Annotated in this window: 17 protein-coding genes; 11 read left to right on the plus strand and 6 right to left on the minus strand. The window is 65.2% G+C overall.

The window, feature by feature from the left end; genetic code table 11:
* The first annotated feature begins 93 nt into the window (after positions 1-93).
* From U0023_RS10095 to U0023_RS10105, 3 genes are all read left to right on the plus strand, one after another.
* On the plus strand, positions 94-1,296 hold the full coding sequence (locus tag U0023_RS10095) for a glycosyltransferase (RefSeq protein WP_210161046.1): 1,203 nt from the start codon (positions 94-96) through the stop codon (positions 1,294-1,296).
* Positions 1,297-1,302: 6 nt separating this feature from the next.
* The gene (gene glf / locus U0023_RS10100; protein WP_009493340.1) at positions 1,303-2,457 is read left to right on the plus strand and encodes a UDP-galactopyranose mutase; all 1,155 of its coding nucleotides are present in this window, start codon (positions 1,303-1,305) and stop codon (positions 2,455-2,457) included.
* Positions 2,458-2,525: 68 nt separating this feature from the next.
* The gene (locus U0023_RS10105) at positions 2,526-4,700 is read left to right on the plus strand and encodes a family 1 glycosylhydrolase (RefSeq protein WP_210161045.1); all 2,175 of its coding nucleotides are present in this window, start codon (positions 2,526-2,528) and stop codon (positions 4,698-4,700) included.
* A 77-nt stretch (positions 4,701-4,777) separates the two neighbouring features.
* On the opposite strand, the gene U0023_RS10110 is transcribed toward U0023_RS10105, so the two are convergent.
* A complete protein-coding gene (locus U0023_RS10110; protein WP_009493336.1) occupies positions 4,778-7,528 on the minus strand; it encodes a glycoside hydrolase family 2 protein in 2,751 nt (916 codons plus the stop codon).
* Positions 7,529-7,848: 320 nt separating this feature from the next.
* Here U0023_RS10110 and U0023_RS10115 point away from each other — a divergent pair, with 320 nt between their 5' ends.
* The 6 genes from U0023_RS10115 to U0023_RS10140 all read left to right on the plus strand — a co-directional run bounded on the left by U0023_RS10115 (position 7,849) and on the right by U0023_RS10140 (position 16,228).
* Positions 7,849-8,139 carry a hypothetical protein gene (locus U0023_RS10115; protein WP_009493334.1) on the plus strand — a complete coding sequence of 97 codons (291 nt, stop codon included), beginning with the start codon at positions 7,849-7,851 and terminating at the stop codon, positions 8,137-8,139.
* A gap of 232 nt (positions 8,140-8,371) precedes the next feature.
* Positions 8,372-10,900: a DUF3772 domain-containing protein gene (locus U0023_RS10120; protein WP_009493332.1), complete on the plus strand. Its 2,529-nt coding sequence runs from the start codon at positions 8,372-8,374 to the stop codon at positions 10,898-10,900.
* The gene (locus tag U0023_RS10125; protein WP_009493330.1) at positions 10,897-11,394 is read left to right on the plus strand and encodes a CAP domain-containing protein; all 498 of its coding nucleotides are present in this window, start codon (positions 10,897-10,899) and stop codon (positions 11,392-11,394) included. Before U0023_RS10120 ends, U0023_RS10125 begins: the two co-directional genes overlap by 4 nt.
* A gap of 102 nt (positions 11,395-11,496) precedes the next feature.
* Positions 11,497-13,464 (plus strand): ABC transporter ATP-binding protein/permease, encoded by a 1,968-nt coding sequence (locus tag U0023_RS10130; RefSeq protein ID WP_009493328.1) that lies wholly within the window; start codon positions 11,497-11,499, stop codon positions 13,462-13,464.
* 101 nt (positions 13,465-13,565) lie between these two features.
* The gene (locus U0023_RS10135; RefSeq protein WP_009493326.1) at positions 13,566-15,362 is read left to right on the plus strand and encodes a glucan ABC transporter ATP-binding protein/ permease; all 1,797 of its coding nucleotides are present in this window, start codon (positions 13,566-13,568) and stop codon (positions 15,360-15,362) included.
* On the plus strand, positions 15,359-16,228 hold the full coding sequence (locus tag U0023_RS10140; protein ID WP_009493324.1) for an alpha/beta fold hydrolase: 870 nt from the start codon (positions 15,359-15,361) through the stop codon (positions 16,226-16,228). Before U0023_RS10135 ends, U0023_RS10140 begins: the two co-directional genes overlap by 4 nt.
* Positions 16,229-16,375: 147 nt before the next feature.
* On the opposite strand, the gene U0023_RS10145 is transcribed toward U0023_RS10140, so the two are convergent.
* Genes U0023_RS10145 through U0023_RS10155 form a run of 3 tightly spaced genes read right to left on the minus strand, consistent with a single transcriptional unit; the run spans position 16,376 to position 19,448 of the window.
* Positions 16,376-17,674 carry an HlyC/CorC family transporter gene (locus U0023_RS10145; protein ID WP_009493322.1) on the minus strand — a complete coding sequence of 433 codons (1,299 nt, stop codon included), beginning with the start codon at positions 17,672-17,674 and terminating at the stop codon, positions 16,376-16,378.
* Positions 17,671-18,819, minus strand: coding sequence for a 3-dehydroquinate synthase (gene aroB, locus U0023_RS10150; RefSeq protein WP_009493320.1), 1,149 nt, complete (start codon positions 18,817-18,819; stop codon positions 17,671-17,673). Before aroB ends, U0023_RS10145 begins: the two co-directional genes overlap by 4 nt.
* Positions 18,816-19,448: a shikimate kinase gene (locus tag U0023_RS10155; RefSeq protein WP_154661257.1), complete on the minus strand. Its 633-nt coding sequence runs from the start codon at positions 19,446-19,448 to the stop codon at positions 18,816-18,818. The genes aroB and U0023_RS10155 overlap by 4 nt, the downstream gene beginning before the upstream one ends.
* 199 nt (positions 19,449-19,647) lie before the next feature.
* Between U0023_RS10155 and U0023_RS10160 the strand changes: the two genes are divergently transcribed.
* Both U0023_RS10160 and xerD read left to right on the plus strand, forming a co-directional pair.
* Positions 19,648-19,797: a hypothetical protein gene (locus U0023_RS10160; RefSeq protein ID WP_009493318.1), complete on the plus strand. Its 150-nt coding sequence runs from the start codon at positions 19,648-19,650 to the stop codon at positions 19,795-19,797.
* Positions 19,794-20,729 carry a site-specific tyrosine recombinase XerD gene (xerD, locus tag U0023_RS10165; protein ID WP_009493317.1) on the plus strand — a complete coding sequence of 312 codons (936 nt, stop codon included), beginning with the start codon at positions 19,794-19,796 and terminating at the stop codon, positions 20,727-20,729. The genes U0023_RS10160 and xerD overlap by 4 nt, the downstream gene beginning before the upstream one ends.
* A gap of 905 nt (positions 20,730-21,634) precedes the next feature.
* On the opposite strand, the gene metW is transcribed toward xerD, so the two are convergent.
* Together metW and metX are read right to left on the minus strand one after the other, a co-directional pair.
* On the minus strand, positions 21,635-22,279 hold the full coding sequence (gene metW, locus U0023_RS10170) for a methionine biosynthesis protein MetW (protein WP_009493316.1): 645 nt from the start codon (positions 22,277-22,279) through the stop codon (positions 21,635-21,637).
* Positions 22,276-23,448 carry a homoserine O-acetyltransferase MetX gene (metX, locus tag U0023_RS10175; RefSeq protein ID WP_009493315.1) on the minus strand — a complete coding sequence of 391 codons (1,173 nt, stop codon included), beginning with the start codon at positions 23,446-23,448 and terminating at the stop codon, positions 22,276-22,278. The genes metW and metX overlap by 4 nt, the downstream gene beginning before the upstream one ends.
* Between the last annotated feature and the right edge of the window lie 29 nt (positions 23,449-23,477).

Raw genomic sequence — 23,477 nt, forward strand, 5'->3', positions numbered from 1 at the left:
AAGACATCGCATTTATTCACCACGGGCCGTGTTCTTCCGTCCGATCGCGACAACACACCTGTATTTGAGGATGGCGCTATGCATGAGCGTTTGATGACGCACTCCTATGCCCTTCGTTCGCCTGTCAAAGCCGGTTCAGAAAAACCTCTCCTCGTCTGTTTCTCCCATCTCCGTTGGGATTTCGTCTGGCAGCGGCCGCAGCATCTCCTCAGCCGCGCGGTCAAGCACTACGACGTGCTGATCATCGAAGAACCGGTTTTCAAGGCGGGCGCGAAGCCTCATATGGACGTGAGTGATCGGCCGCAGGGCGTCACCATTGCCGTTCCGGTCCTGCCTGAGGGGCTCTCGCATGAAGATATTCTTGCCGAGCAGCATGATCTGATCGAAGAGCTGATCGGTCGTGAGGCCACCGGTCCGCGGGTGTTCTGGTACTACACGCCGATGGCGATGGCCTTCACCAGCGATCTCGAATGCGATCTGTGCGTGTACGACAACATGGACGAGCTTTCGCTTTTCCGCGGTGCGTCGCAGGAACTGCTCGACCTGGAGAGCGCTCTCTTCGCCCGTTGCGATCTGGTCTTCACGGGCGGCATGAGCCTCTACGAGGCTAAGCGTCATCGTCACCGCAGCGTTCACGGCTTCCCGTCATCCATCGACTTCAACCACTTCTCCCAGGCGCGCTCCATCGACACGGATCCCGACGATCAGGCGCAGATCCCGCATGTCCGCCTCGGCTTCTTCGGTGTCGTCGACGAGCGCATGGACATCGATCTCCTGGCCGAGGTCGCCGAATTGCGGCCCGACTGGCAGTTCGTGATGATCGGACCGGTCGTGAAGATCGACCCATCCACATTGCCGCAGCGGCCCAACATCCATTGGCTCGGCGGAAAATCCTACAATGAGCTGCCGAACTATCTTTCGGGCTGGGACGTAGGATTCATGAACTTCGCCTTGAACGAGGCGACGAAGTTCATCAGCCCGACGAAGACGCCGGAATTCCTGGCGGCCGGCGTGCCGGTCGTCTCGACGCCGATCACCGACGTGGTGCGGCCATACGGCGAGAAGGGCCTTGTCGAAATCGCCAAGGATGCGAAGGAAGTCGTGGCCAAGGTCGAGACGATCCTCGCCCGGCCGAAGGATGCGTGGCTCGCCAAGGTCGACCGTCACCTCGCGGCCGGATCCTGGGACAAGACCTGGTCCTCCATGCACAAGCTCATGCTGGACGCCACCGGCGATGCCGCGATCGATCGACCCGCCTCATCTCTTCCCATTTACGCTACCACGCCTGCGGAGTGATCTCGAATGTATGATTGGTTGATTGTCGGCGCCGGCTTTGCGGGCAGCGTCCTGGCTGAGCGCTTGGCCACGGAGCGAAACGAGCGCGTCCTTCTGATCGATCGTCGCAATCACATCGGCGGCAATGCCTATGATCGATACGACGATGACGGCCTGCTCATCCACCAGTATGGACCTCACATCTTCCACACCAATTCCAAGCAGATCTTCGACCATCTGTCCCGATTCACGGAGTGGCGCTTCTACGAGCACCGGGTTCTCGCCGAAGTGGACGACATGCTGGTGCCGATTCCGATCAACCTCGACACGGTCAACAAGCTCTATGGACTGAACCTCACCTCCGAGCAGCTGCAGGATTGGTTCGCCGAGCGGGCGGAAAAGAACGGCGAGATCAAGACCTCGGAAGACGTGGTGGTCTCCGCCGTCGGCCGTGAGCTCTACGAAAAATTCTTCCGCGGCTATACCCGCAAGCAATGGGGGCTCGACCCGTCGGAGCTCGACAAGTCGGTCACCTCGCGGGTGCCGACGCGCACGAACCGGGACGACCGCTATTTCACGGACGAATTCCAGTTCATGCCCAAGCACGGCTACACCCGGATGTTCGAGAAGATGGTGAGCCATCCCAACATCCACGTGATGACGCAGACCGATTACGACGACGTCAAGCACGTCGTCCCCCATCGCCGCGTGATCTATACGGGCCCGATCGACGAGTACTTCAATTTTCAGTTCGGCAAGCTGCCCTATCGCTCGCTTCGCTTCGAGCATGTCACCCTCGACAAGGCCTGGCATCAGCCCGTGGGTGTGGTGAACTACCCGCAGACGCACGACTACACCCGCGTCACGGAATACAAGCATCTCACCGGCCAGGACCACGCCAAGACGGCGCTCACATACGAGTATCCGTCCGCCGAAGGTGATCCCTACTACCCGATCCCGAAGGCGGAGAACCAGGAGCTGTTCAAGAAATACGAGCGCCTTGCCCTCTCCACCCCCGACGTGTGGTTCGTCGGCCGGCTCGCGACCTACCGGTATTACAACATGGACCAGATCGTCGGTCAGGCTCTCGCCACCTTCCGGCGCATCAACGAATCTCTTCCGGTCGGTGCGGACACGAGTTCAGTGAAAGTCGTGCCGAATTCAGCCGCCATGGTCTCCTAGTCGCAATGCATCGAACAATCCGCGCTAAGCATAGTTGTTGAGTGCCTGTCAGTAATAGCTCGGAGTGTATGATGAATCGACCGCTGGAACTCTGGGGCGGCCTGGAATGTACCGTCGCGAGAGTTGGTGACGACTACCGCGATCAGAGCCTGGAGACCGGTCATTACGATCGAATCGCGGATCTCGACCGCATTGCCGAACTCGGGATCCGCACGTTGCGCTACCCGGTGCTCTGGGAGAGGATTTCTCCCGAGAGCCCGAATCGCACGGACTTTTCCTGGCATGACGAGCGTCTGGCTCACCTTCAGAAGCTCGACATCCGTGCTATTGCCGGCCTGTGCCATCATGGCAGCGGCCCGCACTACACCCACATGCTCGATCCCGCCTGGCCGGAGCTTCTGGCGCGACATGCCGCCAATGTGGCGCAGCGCTATCCGCATCTGGATCTCTATACGCCCGTCAACGAGCCGCTCACGACGGCGCGCTTCTCGGGTCTGTATGGCCATTGGTACCCGCATGGCACGAGTTACGAAGCCTTCCTCAAGATCCTCGTCAACGAGTGCAAGGCCACCGTCCTGTCCATGCGCGCCATCCGCAAGGTCCGGCCCGATGCGCAGCTCGTTCAGACGGACGACATGGGCAAGACCTTTTCGACCCCGACACTCGCCTATCAGGCCGAGCACGAGAATCAGCGGCGCTTCCTGAGCTTCGACCTTCTCTGCGGCATGGTCGACCGGGACCATCCCTGGTGGAACATCTTCCTGGAGAACGGTGTCGCGCAGGACGATCTCGAGCTTCTTCTCGAAGCGGATGCCGCGCCCGATATCATCGGCATCAATCATTATCTCACAAGCGAGCGTTATCTCGACGAGCGCATGGCGCGCTATCCCGAGCATCATTGGGGCGGCAACGGCAGGCATCGCTATGCGGATGCGGAGGCCGTCCGCATGCCCCTGCCGCCGTCCGAGCTCGGACCCGCCGCCCGCCTGCGGGAGGTGTGGGAACGCTATAAGCGACCCATGGCCGTCACGGAGGCGCATCACGGCAGCTCCCGCGACGATCAGCTGCGCTGGCTCACGGAAATCTGGAAAGACGTCAACACGCTGCGCAACGAGGGCGCGGATATCCGGGCCGTGACCGTCTGGTCCCTCTATGGCGCCGTCGATTGGAACAGCCTGCTCACTCGCCGCAATGGTTTCTACGAGCCGGGACCCTTCGATGTGCGGGCTCCCGAGCCGCGCCGCACGGCGCTCGCGCATGCGGCGGAAGCACTCGCCAGGACCGGCACCTTCGATCATCCGGTGCTTGATCGCGCAGGCTGGTGGAAGCGGGACATCCGATTCTACAAGCCGCCGGCGCGGCAGTCGAAATCCTGCTGGCTCGCCGATGCGCCGCGACAAATCCTGATCACGGGCGCCACGGGAACGCTCGGCCGAGCCTATTCCCGCCTGTGCGATTTCCGCGGGCTCAATCATGTGCTGCTCTCGCGCCAGGAGATGGACATCGCCGATCCGAAGAGCGTCTCCGAGGCTCTCGCGTGCTATCGTCCCTGGGCCGTGATCAACACAGCCGGCTATGTCCGCGTGGTGGAGGCCGAGAACGACAGGGAAGCCTGCTTCCGGGAGAACGTCATCGGGGCGGAGATACTGGCGAGGGCCTGTGCCGATCTCGGCATTCCCCTCGTGACCTTTTCATCCGATCTCGTGTTCGACGGGACGCTGGGGCAGCCTTACGTCGAGAGCGACGAGGTCAATCCCACGACCGTCTATGGCGAGAGCAAAGCCGAGGCGGAGCGCAGGGTGCTGGCGGCGCACGACAAGGCTCTCGTCCTGCGCACGAGTGCCTTCTTCGGTCCGTGGGACCGCTACAATTTCGTCTGGTCGATCCTGAATACCCTCAGCAAGGGCGAGGGCGTGCGGGCGAGCCTCGATGTCGTGTCGCCCACCTATGTGCCCGATCTCGTGAACACCTCGCTCGATCTCCTGATCGACGGCGGCACGGGCATCTGGCACATGGCCAATATCGGCGAAACGTCGTGGCGCGACCTCGCCGCCATGGCGGCGGAGCGTGCAGGGTTCGATCCGGGCCTCGTGACCGATGCGGGCGATCTTCCGGCGCTCAATACGGCTCTGTTCACGGAGCGCGGCATTCTCATGCCGCGGCTCGACAGCGCCCTCGACCGGTTCTTCATCGACAGCGAAGTGGAATGGTCCGACGACGCGTTGAAGATAGCCGCCGAGTAGGCCCTTCAGCATCAGAACGAAAGAAAGGCGGCCGGATCGCTCCGGCCGCCTTTGTTGATATCGTGCGACCTGAAGTGTTAAGCCGCAGCCTCCGCCGCCCGGACGGCTTCCTCGAGGCGCGCGGCCCGGGATTCCACGGCCAGCTCCACCAGCGCGTCCGTCAGCACCGTGGCGGTCGGGTCGGCCAGAGCCTCGTCCCGGAACAGGCGCAGGGTCGAGGCAACCAAGCGGCCGCGGCCGTAGGAACGTTCGACGCCGAGCGCGACCGGCTTGTGGATCCAGCCGACCACGAGGCCGGAGAACACGCGGGCCTGGAAATCGAGCAGGTTGCAGTTGGCGATCACGTAGTCCGGCAGCACCCGGTCCATCGTCTCGTCGAGCAGCGGGCCCGACGGGAAGCGGGCGAAGTGGCCCTGGCGCCGCAGCCAGCCGAAGGACGACGCCCAGTCGCCCGACCAGAGGGTGCCGGCGCGCGCCTGCACCTTCACGGCCTGCCAGTGCGGGAAGAACGGATAAAGGCTCATATCCTCTTCCGGCAGGAGCAGAAGCTTGGCGCCCGCCCGCACGTGATCCGCGATGGCCTTGTTGTGCGTGCGCGACACGATCAGGGTTGATTCCTCGAAGGCGCGGGCCAGGGTGTAGCCCAGGGCCTGGAAGCGCTCGCGGATGTCCTCGTCCGGCGACCACACCAGTTCGCGGGCATGAACCGGTCGGGTACGCTTGGGATGAATCGCTATGTCGTGGTGGTTATGCGCGACCACGCGTCCGTCCGCCGTGCGCAGGTCCAAGCTGATGCGCCGCAGCGAGGGCTCGCTCATGTCCGGCAGGCGGATCTCGATAAGGCCGAGATCGAGCACGTTCGGTGCCTCGATCCGCGGTAGATCGATCACCTGGCTCTCGCCGCAGAGGGAGATCTCCAGCTTGCAGTCCTCAAGAACCTGTCCGGCTCCATGGGCGATGGCCAGGCCGAGGGACGCCGTCTCGCCCGCCCAGTAGGACGCGCGCTCCCATTTCGGCACGATCACCGTGTCGGAATTGATGATGTGAAACAGCTCATGGAACACGCGCGGGTTCCGGCGCATGTCGAGAAGGCCGTTGGATTCCCAATGGCAATCGTGCAGTTCGGTGATGACGTAGCCGGCGAGGTTCGGCTTCCGTCGCATGGCCTCGATCTCATATTTCAAGGCGCGGAACTGCTGCCACTGGGCCGCGATGACGAAGCGGCGCAGGTCGCCGAAGACACGGTCGAGGCTCCAGTCGGAAAACCTGTTCTCGACGCCGTGAGCATACATCACGCCCTCGCCCCAGTCGTGCCCCGTCTCGAACCACCAGGGCTCCTCGCCCTTGGCGTCGCGCAGGTCCTTCGGATAGGGCAGGCCCCAATTGCCGAACTCGGAGCACATCAGCGGCTCGCGCCCCGTGATGACTGCATCGCCGTGAGGCGAGTAGAGCCATGAGGCCCGGTTCGAGAGTTCGTCGACGAACTGGTCCCACGCCGCGCGGTGATCGGGATAGGCGGCATAGAAGTGATAATCCGCGATGTCGGATTCCACGTGGAAGCTCGGCGCGAGCGGCGAGTTGTCGACCACGAGGCGCGTCGGGTCGTAGGCCTTCAGCCACGCGAAGGTGCGCTTGAGCCAGTCGCGATGATCCGCGTCGTTGACGAGATCGACGCCCCAGTTCTCGTTGATGATCGTCCAGATCACGATGGACGGATGATTTCCGTCGCGGTCGACGATGCCTTTCAGCAGCTTTTCCTTGCGCCCGCGGGAGCGGTCCGTGGCCATGCCGCCGTTCGGCAGCTCGGTCCAGATGAGCATGCCCATCCGGTCCGCCACTTCGTAGTAGCGCGGATCGGCCGCCTTGATGTGGCAGCGCAGGCAGTTGAGGCCGAGTTCCTTGGCCTTGCGGAACTGATCTTCCAGGAATTCCACGGAAGGCACTGTGCAGATCGTGTCCGGGTAATAGTCCTGGTCGAGAGCGGAGCGCAGGTAGAGCGGCTCTCCGTTAAGATAGAACTTGCCGTTGCGCGTCTCGATCGAGCGGAAGCCGAAATTGTCCGCGATCTCGTCCTTCACCTCGCCGTTGCGGATGAACTCGAGGCGAATGCGGTAGAGGTTCGGATGGTCCGGCGACCAAGCGCGCACGTCGTCGATGATGAATTCGAACGGCATGGAGGTGACGCCCACCTGCGTCTCGTGCATCTCATCGAGCACGACGTCGCCCGATGGGTCCATCACCGCGATGCGGATCTGGGTCGCGTCGGTGAGCGGACGTGCGAAGAACACGCCGGAACTCACCTTTCCCGTGGTCAGGTTGGGCACGAGGCGGACGCGGTTCATGTGATCGGGGATGCGACGCTCGAAATACACCGGCTGCCAGATGCCGGAGAGGGGGCCATACCAGCTCTGCTTGCCGAACGGGATTTCGGCGAAGGGCGAATCCGGAAACTCGGCCGGGTTGTCGGTCGGGCTATCGACGCGGACCTTGATCTCGTTGGCGCCGGGCTTGAGATGCGGCGTCACGTCGAACGAGAAGGGCAGGAAACCACCCTCGTTGTGGCCCACCACCTCGCCGTTGATGAACACCTTGGTGTTGTGAAAGACGGCGCCGAAGCGGATCCAGACGCTGTCGCGCAGCCAAGCTTCGTCGATCTCGATCGTCCTGCGATAGATGCCGATGCCGGCACGCATGCGCAGATCCGCGAACTGGGCCTGCCACGGACTGGGAACGGTGATCTGGCGAACCTCCGCAGGGCCCGACAGACGATCGTCGGCCACGTGCAAAAATTCCCAATTCCCATCCAGACTGATGCGATTGTCCTGCATGACATCTCCTTGAATCAGAGATTACCCAAGGGTTTCGAAAGCGGCGAAAACATGACTGAAGGCAGGCCACGCGGGAAGGTATCCCGCCTGCGACATCGCGCGTCACCGAGCCGTGCTCGTCTCATCGCCCCTCGTCTCTGACCGTGGTTGGTGGTCCGTTTCGAACAACGGTGAAAAGCTTCATTGGATCCAAGGTGACGAGCGGCTCCGGCACCTCGATCCAGCTGGGGTGACAGGAACCGGCTCTTCCATCTCGCGTTGCCCTGACAATGCCGAGCCTCGCCGCTCGCCCGACACCCTGTTTCTCAAAGAGGCTACAGATGGCTCAACAGATTCCAGACGATCGCGCCCGACAGGGAGGATCAGGCCGCCCGGTTCTGGGCGTTCTGATCGGTTCGCTCCTGCTCCTCGCCGTGGCCGTTTCCGGCTATCTCATCTGGGCGGGCTCCACGTCCCCCGACGATCCGGGAACCGATGCGGCTCGCGCCAATGTGACGGGCTCGACGACCGGATCGTCCAATGCCAACCCCACCAATCGGACATCGCCGGCCAACCCGGCTTATCCGGCCCCGGGCGCGCGGCCTTCGGCCAACGACGCGCCGAAGCCATAATCAAATTCCCTAACGGAAGCCGGGAGAGGCGCTCGTGCCCTCCCGGCTTTTTTGTTGCGCTTCGTCGATGAGGCGGCGACTTTTCGCCGTAATGATTCGCAAAGAACCGGCCCGCTGACGCATCCTGCTGCGAAGATGTGCCGGTCTTGATCGCCCGCGCGGACGTCCCGTTCGCGCCGGGCGATGCACTCATGAGAATGCGACGGGGTTGGACTGAATGACGAGGATTGGCATGAAGGGGCTCTTCCGGGCCGCTGCGATCGTGTTGAGCATGGCAGCGGGCGGCGCGTCCTATGCGCAGCAGGCTCAGACCTCTCCCAATGCCCAGCCCCCGGCACAAGCCCCGGCCACGCCCCAGATCCAGGCGCCCGCTCCGGCCGTGGCCCCGGCACCGGTGTCGCCGGAGACGAAGGCCGCCCGCGCCAAGCTCGACGGCTTCAAGGCCGATCTCGAACAGAAGGAGGCTGCGATCCAGGGCCGTGTCATGGCTGACGCGGACCTGCAGAATATCCGTCAGCAGCTCGAGCCGATCATCGCCGAGATCCGCAAGGTCATCGAGGAGCAGGCGCCCAAGCTCGATGCCAGCAAGCAGCGCCTGAGCCAGCTCGGGCCGAAGCCCGACAAAGGACAGCCGGAGGAAAGCGCCGACGTGGCCCGCGATCGTGCCGAGCGCGAGGCCGCCGTGGCGGAACTCGACGAGACCCAGCGGCTCGGGCGCGCCCTCCTGGTCCAGGCCGAGCAGCTGAGCACCCAGATCGGCGACCTGCGGCGCTCGGGTTTCACCCGCGCCCTGTTCGAGCAGAGCGACGGTCTCATCAGCCCCAGCCTCTGGATGAATGTGGTCCAGGCCGTTCCGCGGGAGTTGCGGTCGTTGGGAATCGTCATGGGCGATGCCCTGGAGCAGCTCCAGCGGACCACCTCGCTCGGGGTCCTGCTGCTCATGGGATTGGCCATTGGCGTGGCGATCGCCCTTTATGCCGGGCGGCGCTCCATCGCGCCGCGCCTGGTCCGGCGCGATCCCGCCATCGTCGATCCGGCGCGCCGCAGCCGTCTCCTGGCCGCTCTGGGCGTTCTGATCCTGGGGGCCGGCCCGGCCATCGCGGGCAGCTGGATCGTCTGGGTGGCCTTCGATTCCGTCGATATCGTCCCGTCGCGGATCGAGCAAGTCGGCAAGGCCATCCTGAGCGGCCTCGCCTTCATCGCCTTCGTGCGGGCCCTGATCGACGCGATCCTGGCGCCGGACCATACGTCCTGGCGGCTGATCCCGGTCCGGGATGCCTCCGCCGCCCGGATCATGAGCTTCTCCGTCACCCTGGCGACCGTCATGGTCGTCGGCAAGGTCATCGAGTCGTTCAACGCCGCCATCGCGGCAGCCTTGCCCATCACCGTCATGACCCGGGCGGTCTTCGCCCTGGCATGGGCCCTCGTCTTCGCCGAACTCCTGCGGCGCTTCGCGGCTCGCGAGAACCAGGACGAAGCCTGTCTCGGTCCTTACGTCTCGCAGGACGTAGACATCGGCGGGCCTCTGCGCAGCCTCGGCTGGTTCCTCGTCGCCCTCATCGTCGGCAGCGTGCTCGGCGGCTATGTGGCGCTGGCCTCCTTCCTGGTCGATCAGGCCGCCTGGATCTCCATCGTGGTCGCGCTGGTTGGGCTGTGCGTCGCACTCGCGGACGAATTCATTGGCGGTTCCTTACGCGGGCAGACGAGGCTTGCCACCACGCTCCAGGCCAATACGGGTCTGCGCCGCCGCTCCCTGGAGCAGATCGGCGTCCTCGGCAGCGGCTTTGCGCGGCTGGCCCTCATCGTCATCGGCTTCCTGCTGGTGCTGGCGCCGTGGGGCATCGAATCCACCGACGTGACGGGCTCCCTGCGGGCCATGTTCTTCGGGTTCAGCGTGGGCGACGTCACGATCTCCCTGTCGTCGATCCTCATCGCGGCCGCGCTGTTCGCCGCGGGCTTCGCGGTCACGCGCATGGTCCAGCGCTGGCTCAACAACACCTTCCTCCCGGCGACGGACCTCGATGCGGGCCTGCGCAACTCGATCAGCACGGCGGCGGGTTATGTGGGCGTCATCATCGCGGGCGTGCTCGCCTTCACCTACCTGGGCCTCAGCCTGGAGCGGGTGACCATCGTGGCCGGCGCGCTCTCGGTCGGTATCGGTTTCGGCCTGCAATCCATCGTCAACAACTTCATCTCGGGCCTGATCCTGCTCTGGGAGCGTCCGATCCGCGTCGGCGACCTCGTGGTCGTGGGCGACGGGGAGGGCTACGTGCGCCGGATCAACGTGCGCTCGACGGAAATCCAGGCCTTCGACCGCTCGACGATCATCGTGCCGAACTCGAACCTGATCTCCGGCATCGTCCGCAACCGCGTGCGCAACGACCGGGTCGGCCGCGTGCTCGTCTCGGTTCCCGTTCCCCGGGCCTCGGATCCGGACCAGGTCGCGGAGATCATGCGCAAGGCGGCGCTCGCCCACCGCGAGATCATGAGCGAGCCGACGCCCCGGGTTCTGTTCAAGAAGGTCACGGAAAACACCATCGATTTCGATCTCGTCTGCTTCGTGGACGACATTGATTCCGCTGGCCGCGTCTCCAGCGACATCTATTTCGAGATCTTCCGCGGCCTGCGGAAGGCCGGCATCGGCGTTCCTGCGCCGGCGCCTGCTCCCGCGCCGGACGAAGAGCCGCAGGACAAGGCCCCGAAGGCGGACGAGAAAGAGGACGAAACCTTAACCCTTCTCAAGGATAAGACGCCCGCATGAAGCGTCTCATCCCGTTGATCCTCCCCGCCCTCGCTCTGGCCGCCTGCCAGAGCGAGAAGCCTGCCCAGCGCAGCCAGACCCCGAGCTTCTACGTCTCCATGGCGAGCGCCGATGCCCGGGTGGACGCCGCCATGGCGCGCGACATGATTGGCGCCTATCGCGGCAACAACGGCTTGCGTCCCCTGACCCTCGATCCTGATCTTCAGGCCGCCGCCCAGGCGGAGGCCGATGCGATGGCTCGCGCCGACAAGCCGAGCTCGGCCGAAACCTTCAAGGCCCGTCTGAGCTCCAGAGGATTTGCGGCACCGGCCGCCAATATTTCGGCCGGCTACCACACCTTGGCCGAGGCCTTCTCCGGCTGGCGCGAGAGCCCGCAGCACAACCGGGTTCTCCTCGATTCCAAGGCGACCCGGATCGGGATCGCGACGGCCTATGCGCCGAACTCCAAGTACAAGGTCTATTGGGTTCTGGCGGTTGCCGCCGACAGGCGCTGACGACATGCCGCGTCCCGGAGCGCGGCCATTCCGGAACCTAACCTATGTGAACGCGCTTTAGCTTGAGGAACTCTCAAGCTCAACGAGTACGCGTTTCGTCACATGCCGGATTTCGACCCTAAACTGGGCAAGCAGCTACCCCCGCCGCCGGCGTTGGGGAGCGAGCAGGAGGTCGGACCCGGCCAAGGTACTACCCTGGCGAAGGAGGCTGCCACTGCGGCGGCCCATCACCCGGAAACGCCGCATTCCCCCGAGATGACGCCCAGCATCGTGCGGGAGCTTTTTCAGCTCTTTCGCGACATGTTCCGGAAAGGGAAGGGCTGGCCCATGCTCCGTCTCGGAGCGGCCATCCTCGTCATCCTCGTCTTCAACATGTTCGGCCAGGTCCGGCTCAATCAGTGGAACGGCGCCTTCTTCGATGCGGTGGAGAAGCGCGACACCTCCGCGTTCTTCCATCAGCTCCTGGTCTTCATGGTCATCGTCGGCGTGCTGCTGGCCCTCGTGGTGGCGCAAACCTGGCTGCAGGAGCGCCTGAAGATCCGGCTCCGGCAGCGCCTGACCCAGGTCCTGCTCGACATCTGGCTCAAGCCCAACCGCGCCTACCAGATGGGCTTCATGGGCGAGAACGGCGCCCAGCCCGACCAGCGGATGCAGGAGGATTGTCGCCTCTTTTCCGAACTCTCCACAGAGCTCGGAGTCGGCATGCTCCAGGCCTTCCTGCTCCTCGTAAGCTTCATCGGCGTCCTGTGGGCCCTGTCCGGACCCGTCAGCTTCACCCTCGGGGGGCGCGAGATCACGATTTCCGGCTACATGGTCTGGGTCGCCGTGGGCTATGCGGGAATTGGCTCCGGGCTCACCTGGCTCGTCGGCCGCCCGATGATCCGGCTGAATACGCTCCGCTATGCCCGGGAGGCGGAGCTGCGTTTCGCCCTCGTGCGCGTGAACGAGAGCGCCGAGAGCGTCGCCCTCTATAACGGGGAACCGGACGAGCGCCGCAACCTCGACGAGTTCGTCGAGGCCGTCCTCAAGGCCTCCCGGCGTCTCTCCGGCGGCCTGGCCCGCCTGACCTGGATCACCTCCGGGTACGGCTGGCTCGCCATCGTCGTGCCGATCCTCGCCGCCGCGCCGGATTACTTCGCGGGACGCCTGTCTTTCGGCGAGATGATGATGGTGGTCGGCGCCTTCAATCAGGTGCAGTCGGCCCTGCGCTACTTCGTCGACAACTTCCCGAAGATCGCCGATTGGCGCTCCGCGGTCCTGCGCGTCGCCACCTTCCGGCAGGCCGCCATCGACCTCGACGAGGTCACGGCCGAGAGCCGCAAGATCGAGATCGGCCCTCATCCCAAGGGCTGGCTCAGCTTCGAGAGCGTCTCCATCGCGCTCAACGACGGCAGCATCCTCATCGAGGATGCGACGGCCGAGATCCAGCCCGGCGAGCGGGTGCTGATCATGGGCGAATCGGGCGCCGGCAAGAGCACGCTGTTCCGGGCCATTTCCGGTCTCTGGCCTTGGGGTTCCGGCAAGGTCCGCATTCCCAAGGCGGAGGAGATGATGTTCCTGCCGCAGCGTCCCTATCTTCCCTTGGGGTCGCTCAGGGCCGCGATCAGCTACCCGGCCTCGCCCAACACGTTCGACGATGCCCGGATCCGTGAGGCTCTTGAACGCTGCGGCCTGGGTGAGTTCGTCGATATGCTCGACAAGCATGAGCGCTGGGACCGCAGCCTGTCGCTGGGCCAGCAGCAGCGGGTGGCTTTTGCCCGGGTGCTGCTGCACCGGCCGAAATGGGTGTTCATGGATGAGGCGACCTCCGCCCTCGACGAGGAGAACCAGGCCTCCATGCTTGCGCTGTTCGAGAACGAGCTGAAGGGCGCGAGCGTCCTGTCGATCGGTCACCGGCCCGGCCTCGAGGAGTTCCACACCCGCACCCTTCACATTCGCAAGACCAGGGAAGGGGCTATTCTCCTGGCCCGGCCCCGGACTCGGCAGAACGGGACCTCTTCGTCGAAGCTCGGTCCGAAATGGATCGGACGCTTTCGCCGGAGCCTGAAGTCGGTACGGAGCCGCGCATGAGGGGAACCGGTCCGGAGCGTCCCGGCTTTTCAAGCCGAGTGAAGTGCGCAACTCTTGGCCGGAGACGAAGTGCCCGACGTCACGTTCGCAGGTAGATCCCCATGCGGCTGATCAGGTTGTATATCCGCGTTCTGGGCCAGCTCGGGTCCGACATGAGAATCGGCGCCCTGCTGGCTCTGGCCAACATCGCGCTTGCGATCTCGGCCTTCGCAGAGCCCATTCTGTTCGGGCGCATCATCGACGTGCTGACCCGGGCCCAGATCCCGAATTCGCCGCCCGTGACCTTCGGCGTCCTCACGCCGCTCATCCTCGCCTGGGTGGCGTTCGGGTTATTCTCCATTGGGGCGGGAGCGCTCGTGGCGCTGCATGCGGACCGCCTCGCCCATCGCCGCAGGCTCGCCGTCGTGGCGAATTATTTCGAGCATGTGCTCGAACTGCCGCTCGCCTTCCACACCTCGACCCATTCCGGCCGCGTGCTGAAGGTCATGCTCGAAGGCTCCGGCGCCATGTCCTGGCTCTGGCTCGGCTTCTTCCGCGAGCATCTCTCGGCGCTCATCGCGCTTGTCGTCCTCCTGCCGCTCACCGTGTTCCTGAACTGGCGCCTGGGGCTTCTTCTCGTGGCGCTTGTGGCGGTCTTCGCCCTTCTCACCGCCATCGTGCTGCGCAAGACGGAGACCCTGCAGGGGTCCGTGGAGCGCTACCATTCGAGCCTTGCCGAGCATGCTTCCGACGCGCTCGGCAACGTGCCGGTGATCCAGTCCTTCACCCGCATCGAGGCCGAGAGCCGCTCCTTGCGGACCATCATCCAGCAACTGCTCCAGGCGCAGAACCCGGTTCTGTCCTGGTGGGCACTGGCCTCCGTCGCGTCGCGCGCCTCGGCGACGATCACGGTCACGGCGATCTTCCTCATGGGCACATGGCTGCACCTCAACGGGCTCGCCACCATCGGCGAAGTCGTCATGTTCATGAGCATGGCCACCATGCTGATCGGCCGGCTGGAACAGGCGGTGAGCTTCATCAACCAGCTCTTCATGCAGGCGCCGAAGCTGCAGGAATTCTTCGAGATCCTGGACACGACGCCCGCCGTCCACGACCGCGCCAATGCCAGGAACATAGAGCGCTATCGCGGCGACGTGGTCTTCGACAATGTGAGCTTCTCCTACGACGGCAAGCGCCCTGCCGTGCAGGATGTGTCGTTTGGTGTGCAGTCCGGCGAGAACGTGGCGCTGGTCGGCGCGACGGGCTCCGGCAAGTCGACGACCCTGGGGCTCCTCCATCGCGCCTTCGATCCGCAATCGGGCTGCATCCGCATCGACGAGCTCGACATCCGCGACGTGACCCTCTCGTCCCTGCGGCGCAACATCGGCGTGGTGTTCCAGGAGCCGATGCTGTTCGCCCGCACCATCCGCGAGAACCTCCAGGTCGGGCGGCCCGACGCCACCGACGCGGAAATGATCGAAGCGCTGGAACGGGCCCAGGCCATCGAGTTCATCTCGCGCCAGTCGGAGGGGCTCGACACGGTCATCGGCGAGCGCGGGCGCTCCCTCTCCGGCGGCGAGCGCCAGCGACTGTCGATCGCGCGCGCGCTCCTGAAGAACCCGCCGATCCTCATCCTCGACGAGGCCACGAGCGCGCTCGACGCCGCGACAGAACGCAAGCTCCAGCTCGCGCTGGACGAGGTGATGAAGGGCCGCACGACCTTCGTCATCGCCCATCGCCTCGCCACCATCCGCAACGCCAACCGCATCCTCGTCTTCGACCAGGGCCGCGTGATCGAGACCGGCACCTTCGACGAGCTCGTGGCGAAGGGCGGCCGTTTCGCGGAACTCGCGAAGGCGCAGTTCATGGCCGTCGAGGAGCCTCCGCCGAAGCGCGTGAGGGTATCGGCACACGCATGAAACAGGCCTTCGATCCACGGATCCCGGGCACCCGTTATCAGATCGACGGCGTGACGCTTCATGCCATCGAGGCGGGAGCGCAAGATGGGCCCCTCATCATTTTGCTCCACGGCTTTCCCGAGTTCTGGTGGGGCTGGCGCTACCAGATCGGCCCTCTGGCGGACGCGGGCTTTCGTGTGCTCGTGCCCGACCAGCGCGGCTACAACCTCAGCGACAAGCCCGAGGGGCGGCGCGCCTACGATCTCGAGAGATTGGCGAGGGACGTCGTGGGGCTGGCAGATGCGCTTGGACGCGAGAAGTTTTCCGTCGTCGGCCACGACTGGGGCGGGCTCGTCGCCTGGTGGACGGCCTCGCGCTATCCGGATCGCGTCGAGAAACTCGTCGTGCTCAATGCGCCTCATCCGGCCGTTGCGGGATCCTATATGCGCTCGCATCCGAGCCAGATGGTGCGAAGCCTCTATGTGGGGTTTTTCCAGATCCCGTTTCTGCCCGAGGCCATGCTCTCGGCCAACGGCCATCGCAGCCTCAAGGACGCGCTTCGGCGCACGAGTCGGCCCGGCACGTTCTCCGACGAGGATCTCGCACGATACGAGACAGCCTGGGTGCAGCCCGGCGCAGTCACGGCCATGCTCAACTGGTACCGGGCACTGCCGTTCAAGCCCGACATGAAGGATCCCACGGTCCGCGCCCCGACGTTCGTCATCTGGGGCACGCGCGACCGGTTTCTCGAACGGGGCTTGGCGGAGGCGAGCCTTGCCCTGTGCCGCTCAGGCGACGTTCGCTGGATCGAGACCGCCACCCATTGGGTCCAGCACGAGGAGCCGGAGGCCGTGAACGCGGCCATGGTGGAGTTTTTGAAAGCCTGAAAGTTAAGTCCATCAATCTCTGACTTCATCCTGAGGCGCAGCGCAGCTGCGTCTCGAAGGAGGGTCCGGAGAGCGCTGAAAGCGCCCTGATCCTTCGAGACGCTTCGCTCCTCAGGATGAGGGCTTAGGCGGGTGCGAGTCTCGATCTCACTCGACCCGGGGGCGCACCAGGGCGAGCGGCGTGATTCTCAACGCCATGATCCGGTTGCGCGACTTGCGCAGGACCTGGAAACGGAAGCCGTGGAAGGTGAAGATCTGGCCCGTGTCGGGAATGGTCTGCGCCTCGTGGATGACGAGGCCCGCGATGGTGGTCGCCTCCTCGTCGGGCAAGTTCCAGTCCATGGCCCGGTTGAGGTCGCGGATCGGCACCGAGCCGTCCACGTTCACCGAGCCGTTCGGCTGCGGCCGCACGCCCTGGACCGAGAGGTCGTGCTCGTCCTTGATGTCGCCGACGATCTCTTCGAGGATGTCCTCCAGGGTCACCAGTCCCATCACCTCGCCGTATTCGTCGACCACGAGGGCGAAGTGGGTCTTCTTGGCGAGGAAGGCCTTCAGCTGGTCGCGCAGGGACGTGGTGTCGGGCACGAACCAGGTTTCAAGCGCGATCGCCTCGACCCTCAGCTTGCTCGCATCGCCGCCGACCGCGTCGAGGGCGCGCAGGAGATCCTTGGCATGGAGCACGCCGACGATGTTCTCCTGGCTCCCGCGCCAGAGCGGCATGCGGGTATAGGGCGAGGAGAGCACCTCGCGGACGATCTCTTCCGACGAGAGATCCGCGTTGATGGTGCGCATCTTGGTGCGGTGGACCATGACCTCCGAGACCGTCAGGTCCTCGAGGTCGAGGAGGCCGCCCAGCATGTCGCGCTCGACCTTCGCGACGCCGCCTTCCTTGTGCAGCAGCGCCACCTGTCCGCGGATCTCTTCCGAGGCGGAGAGGATCGGCGTGTTCGCCCCGATCCGGATGCCGAAGGGGAGCAGCATGAGCCGCACGATCCGCTCGATGGCGAGCGCGAGCGGTCCGATAAACGCCACGGCCCATGTCATGGGGCGCGAGAGAGCGAGAGACACGGTCTCGGGTGACGAGATGGCAAGGGTCTTCGGCAGCACCTCGGCGAAGACGATCACCAGGATCGACATGAGCACGGTGGCGTAGATCGCGCCCTCGTGGCCGAAGATCGCCACGAGCACGCTGGTGGCGAAGGACGAGACGCCGATATTGACGATGTTGTTGCCGATCAGCACCGTGCCGATGAAGCGCTCGCGCATTTCGAGAAGGCGGTTGACCAACTTGGCGCGCTTGTCGCCGCCTCTCTCGAGAACCAGCATGCGGGAGCGCGACGAGCCCGTGAAGGCCGTCTCCCCGGCCGAGAAGAAGGCCGAGAGCAGAAGGCAGAAGATGACCACCAGGGCGGCAAACCAGAGATCGCCGGAGGATTCTTCGATCATGAGCGTGACGGGTCGAGTTCGCTGTCCAGGAAGCTGCGGACCTTGTCGGCCTCGATGCCGGGAGCGATGAAGCTCTGCCCGATGCCCCGGGCCAGGATGAAGGTCAGGGCGCCGCCCTTCACCTTCTTGTCCTGGGCCATGGCGTCGAGAAGATCGTCGACCGTGCCGCAGCCACCGGGAACATGGGCGAGGCGCGTCGGAAGTCCAGCGGCCGACAGGTGCGCCTCCACGCGCTCGGCATCCGACGGCGGGCACAGGCCGAGCGCGGCGGAGAAGCGGAAGGCGAGGGCCAGCCCGATGGCGACGCCCTCGCCATGGACGAGGCGGGCGGAATCGTAAGCCGTGATCCGCTCGAGGGCGTGGCCGAAGGTATGGCCGAGATTGAGCAGGGCGCGGTCGCCGTTCTCATGCTCGTCGCGCACCACCACGGCGGCCTTGGCCCGGCAGCTCTGGGCCACGGCCTCGTCCCGCTCCGGGCCGCCGGCGAAGACGCCCTGCCAGTTGGCCTCGCACCACGAAAAGAAGCGCTCGTCGTCGATGAGCCCGTATTTCGCCACCTCGGCATAACCGGCGCGCATCTCGCGGACCGGCAGGGTGTCGAGGAGGGCCGTGTCGGCCAGGACCAGGCTCGGCTGGTGGAACGCCCCGACGAGATTCTTGCCGTGGCGGGAATTGATGCCGGTCTTGCCGCCGACGGAGGAATCGACCTGGGACAGCAGGGTGGTCGGCACCTGGACGAAGCGCACGCCCCGGCGCGCGACGGCGGCCGCGAAGCCCGCCAGGTCCCCGATCACGCCCCCGCCGAGCGCCACCACCAAGTCGCCGCGCTCGATCTTCGCGGCGAGCACCGCGTCGCAGACCCGTTCCAGGCTGGCATAGGATTTGGTGGCCTCGCCGGGAGGCAACGTGACCACGGACGTGCGCAGTCCCTGGGCCTCCAGGGCGCCCGCGAGAAGCCCGGCATAAAGCGGCCCCACATGCTCGTCCGTCACGATGGCGGCTGCGCGGGCGCCCAAACGCGCGATCCGCGTCCCGGCCGTTTCGATCAGGCCGCGCCCGACCAGGATGTCGTAGGCCCGGTCGCCGAGCGGGACCGGGACCGTGATGAAGGAGGCGCCCTCCGTAAGGGCGGCGAGGGGCGTCATGGTTCGGCGTTCCCTTGTGTTTCGCGGGCGAGCCACTCGGTGAGCGCCTTGACGGCGTCGGCGACCACCCGGTCGTGCGGCGCCTCGTGGGAATCGAGGGTGATGTCCGCCGTGGCATAGACCGGGTAGCGCAGCTCCATCAGGCGGCGCATGGTGCCTTCGGGATCGGGGTTCTGCAGCAGCGGGCGGGTCGCGCGCTTGCGGACGCGACGCATGAGGATGTCGAGATCGGCCTTGAGCCAGAGCGAGATGCCGTGCTCGGCGATGCGCCGGCGGGTCTCCTCGTTCATGAAGGCTCCGCCGCCGGTGGCGAGCACGATCGGGCCGTCCTGGAGCAGGCGCGCGATCACGCGGCGCTCGCCGTCGCGGAAATGCTCCTCGCCGTGGATGGCGAAGATCTCGGGGATGGTCATGCCGGCCGCGGCCTCGATCTCGTGATCGGCGTCACGGAAAGGCAGCTTGAGCGCCTGCGCGAGCCGCCGGCCCACGGTGCTCTTTCCGGCGCCCATGAGCCCGACGAGCACAATCGATCGCGTGCCGAGCAGGCGGCTGACGGGATGGCCGCGCTGGCTTGCCTGGTTTTGCCCGCCGACTTCATCGAGCGAATTGAAGCGGCTGATAGTGTTCATGTGAATGTCGTAGAGCATCGGGCCAGAAAGTGGAATGCACTTTCGGAAGCTATCCGGAGCTCATTGCCCGCCTGAATCGGGCGCGGCGCCCTGTCACAACGATGTTATCCTGTTTTCCCCGTCAAACTTAACCGAAGTCAAGGACTTGCCTTCCCGGCGCAGGCATGGTTGTAGCGACCTAACGCTTCAAGAGGCTCACGTGCCCACCCTGTTCCGATTTCTCTTCGTCGTCGCCGTCCTCGCGGGCCTTGGCTTTGCCGCCATGATCGCCCTGGCGACCTTCGTCCAGCCCGATCCGCGCGAGATCTCGGTTCCGGTGCATACCAGCAAGACGCCCTCGTCTTCATGAGCGGCGCACGCCACGCCAGCCTCTTCCTCGACATGCTCGCCGCCGAGCGCGGCGCCTCCAAGAACACGCTCGATGCCTATCGGCGCGACCTCGACGATTATCTCGCTTACCTAAAGGAAATCGGCGGCCAGCCGGACAACGCCACTTCCACGGCGATCCGGGGCTTCATGGCCAGCCTGGAGGAGCGGGGCCTGAAGGCCTCCTCGGCGGCCCGCCGCCTCTCGGCGGTGCGCCAGTTCCACAAGTTCCTCTACGTGGAAGGCTATGCCCCGGCCGATCCCACGGCTGCCGTCTCGGCTCCGAAGCGGGGCAGGGTGCTTCCGAAAGTCCTGTCCGTCGCCGAGGTCGACCGCCTGCTGCAGGTCGCCTATGACGGTGTCCGGAACCCGGAGGCCACGCCCGGCGACCGGCTGCGGGCCGCCCGCATGGCCTGCCTGCTGGAGCTGCTCTACGCCACAGGCCTGCGCGTCTCGGAGCTTATCGCCCTGCCGAGCAGCGCCGCCAGGACCCGCGACCGCTTTCTCGTCGTGCGGGGGAAGGGCGCGAAGGAGCGGCTCGTTCCGCTCACCGATGCGGCCCGGGATGCGGCGCGCGCCTATATCGCCCTTCTGGAGGAGCAGAGAAAACCCGTCGGCCCCTGGCTTTTTCCGGCCGACAGCGAGAGCGGGCATCTCACCCGCCAGGCCTTCGCCCGCGACCTGAAGGCGGTCGCCGGGGCGGCGGGCTTGAGGGCCGACAAGGTCAGCCCCCACGTGCTCCGCCACGCCTTCGCCAGCCACCTGCTCCAGAACGGGGCCGACCTGCGCATCGTGCAGGAGCTGCTGGGCCATTCCGACATCTCGACGACCCAGATCTACACCCACGTGCTCGACGAGCGCCTGAAGAGCATGGTGCGCGACCTCCATCCGCTGGCGGAAACCGGGGAGGGGTAGGGTTCTCCCACTGTCATTCTGGGGCGCCGAAGGCGAGTCCGGAACCCATAAACACCACGGTCCAGGAAGAGGCTCCCGGCGGCACAAGCATGTCTGCGCTGTCAGCGGTTATGGGTTCCGGGTTCCGCTACGCGGCCCCGGAATGACGGCGCGGGGCGTGTTACCGCCGCTTCCGGAGAGAACGACGCCATCCCTGCCGTGAGGGCGGACGATCCCGGGGTCAAGTTCGGGGTGACCATGACGGCGCGGAGTGCTGATCGGTTCCTGTCAAAGAGCAGCACCTTGGGGCCCGCAGCTTGCGCTGCGAGCCTTTACAGGAGATCGAGGGTGGCGCGACGGGCCGTCCGGCTCGCTTGTGAGTGAGAATGGAAGAGCCGAACTGCTCGTCCCGCACGGTACTTTTAGGCGTTTAGACTTGGACCAGCACAGGGCTGCCAAGGGCCTCCCGTCGCAGGTGTGCGAGACCTGCGACCGGACCGTTCCCCACCCCACAACTGCGACGCCTCGCGAGCGCGCCCCTCGTCAGGCGGGGATGGTAACGATATAGCCAAGGTTCATCCCCCTGTCAAGAACAAAGTGGGAACATAACGTTGCTCTCGGAGCCTTGCCGTCATGGCCGGGCGTGTCCCGGCCATGACGGCAGTGAGGGTTAGAGCTGGAGCACAAAGTGCCGGGGCGGCAATACTACCCTCCCACGTCATGACCGGCCTCGTGCCGGTGATCCCGACCGGAAAGGCGCGGCGCTTCACACAATCGGGATGGCCGGCACAAGGCCGGTCATGACGTGGGAGGGTGTCATCCTCAGGCTGAGCAAAGCGAGGAAAGGGGATCCATGCTCAAGCGCTGCGCGACGGAATCCCTTCCCCTCTACGGCGGGTCCCTCCGGGAATGACATCGAGAGGCGATTACCGCCGCTTCAGCAGGAACACACCCTGGTCGCCGAGCAGGTTCCAGACCCACCAGGGCAGGGTGACGCGGATGGGCTGGCCGCCGGCATTGAGCGCGACGGCCTTTTCCATCTGGGCGCCGACCTCGCGACACAGCTCCACGAAATCCCGGATGGTGCAGAAATGGATGTTCGGCGTGTCGTACCAGGAATAGGGCAGGTTCTCGGTCATGGGCATGCGACCGCGGAAGCCGAGGTCGAAACGCACGCGCCAATGGCCGAAATTGGGGAAGGACACGATGGCCCGGCGGCCGATGCGCAGGAGATGCTCCAGCACGACCTTGGGCTGGCGCGTCGCCTGGATGGTCTGCGAGAGGATCACGTAATCGAAGGCGTCGTCGGGATAATCGGCCAAGTCCGTGTCGGCGTCGCCCTGGATGACCGGCAGGCCCTTGGCGAGGCACGCGTTCACCCCCTCCCGCGAGATCTCGATTCCGCGTCCGTCGACTTGCCTGCGGTCGCGCAGGATGGCGAGCAGGGAACCGTCGCCGCAGCCGATGTCGAGCACGCGGGAGCCCGGCTCGACCATGTCGGCCACCATCAGGAAGTCCAGGCGGTGTCCGGTCTCGCTGTCGGTCAGGGGCAGGGTGGCAGGCAGGTTCATGCGATTCCCCGCACCCGCGCGGCCGCGTCGATGAAGCCGCGGGCGGCCGCGAACATTTCGGGCTCTTCGAGCAGGAAGGCGTCGTGCCCCTTGTCGCTCTCCACCTCGACGAAGCCGACGGAGGCCGCCGCCGCATTGAGCGCATGGACGATGGCCCGCGAGTCGGAGGTGGGGAAGAGCCAGTCGGAGGTGAAGGAGATCACGCAGAAGCGCGTGGCGGAACCCTTGAAGGCTTTCGCAAGCGAGCCGCCATGCTCCGCCGCGATGTCGAAATAATCCATCGCCCGGGTGACGTAGAGATAGGAATTGGCGTCGAACCGCTCGACGAAGGCGATGCCCTGGTAGCGCAGGTAGCTCTCGATCTGGAAATCGGCGTCGAAGGAGAAGGTCGGGGCGCTGCGGTCCTGGAAGTTGCGTCCGAACTTCCGGTGCAGGGCCATCTCGGAGAGATAAGTGATATGCGCGCCCATGCGGGCGACCGCGAGGCCCTTGGAAGGCCGCGTGCCCTCGACGAGGTAGCGCCCGCTGCGCCATTCCGGATCGGCCATCACGGCCTGACGGCCGACTTCGTGGAAGGCGATGTTCTGGGCGGAATGGCGGGCGGCCGTCGCGATGGGCAGGGCGGAAAACACCCGGTTGGAATAGCTCACCGCCCATTGCAGCACCTGCATGCCGCCCATGGAGCCGCCGACGACGCAGAACAGGCTTTCGATGCCGAGCTTGTCGATCAAGGCGGCCTGGGCCCGCACCATGTCCCGGATGGTGACGACCGGGAAGTCGAGCGCATAGGGCTCGCCCGTGGCCGGGTTGATCGAGGCCGGGCCCGTGGTGCCCATGCAGCCGCCGATCACGTTGGCGCAGATCACGAAGAAGCGGTCCGTGTCCACCGGCTTGCCGGGCCCCACCATTGTCAGCCACCAGCCAGGCTTGCCCGTCACCGGGTTGTCGTTCGCCACGTGCTGGTCGCCGGTCAGGGCATGGCAGATGAGCACGGCGTTGGACTTGTCAGCGTTAAGGGTGCCGTAGGTCTGGTAGGCGATCTGCCAGGGGGACAAGGCCACCCCGGAATCCATCATCAAGGGCTCGTCCGCGCCAAAGCGCATCACGAGGCTCGACGGGTCGTCGACCTGGCTTCGCGGTTCGGAGGACAGGGGCGCAAATGACATCATTGAGCGGAAATGTTCGTTCTTTCGAACAA

This window comes from Microvirga lotononidis, assembly GCF_034627025.1.
GTDB classification, from domain to species: Bacteria; Pseudomonadota; Alphaproteobacteria; order Rhizobiales; family Beijerinckiaceae; genus Microvirga; species Microvirga lotononidis.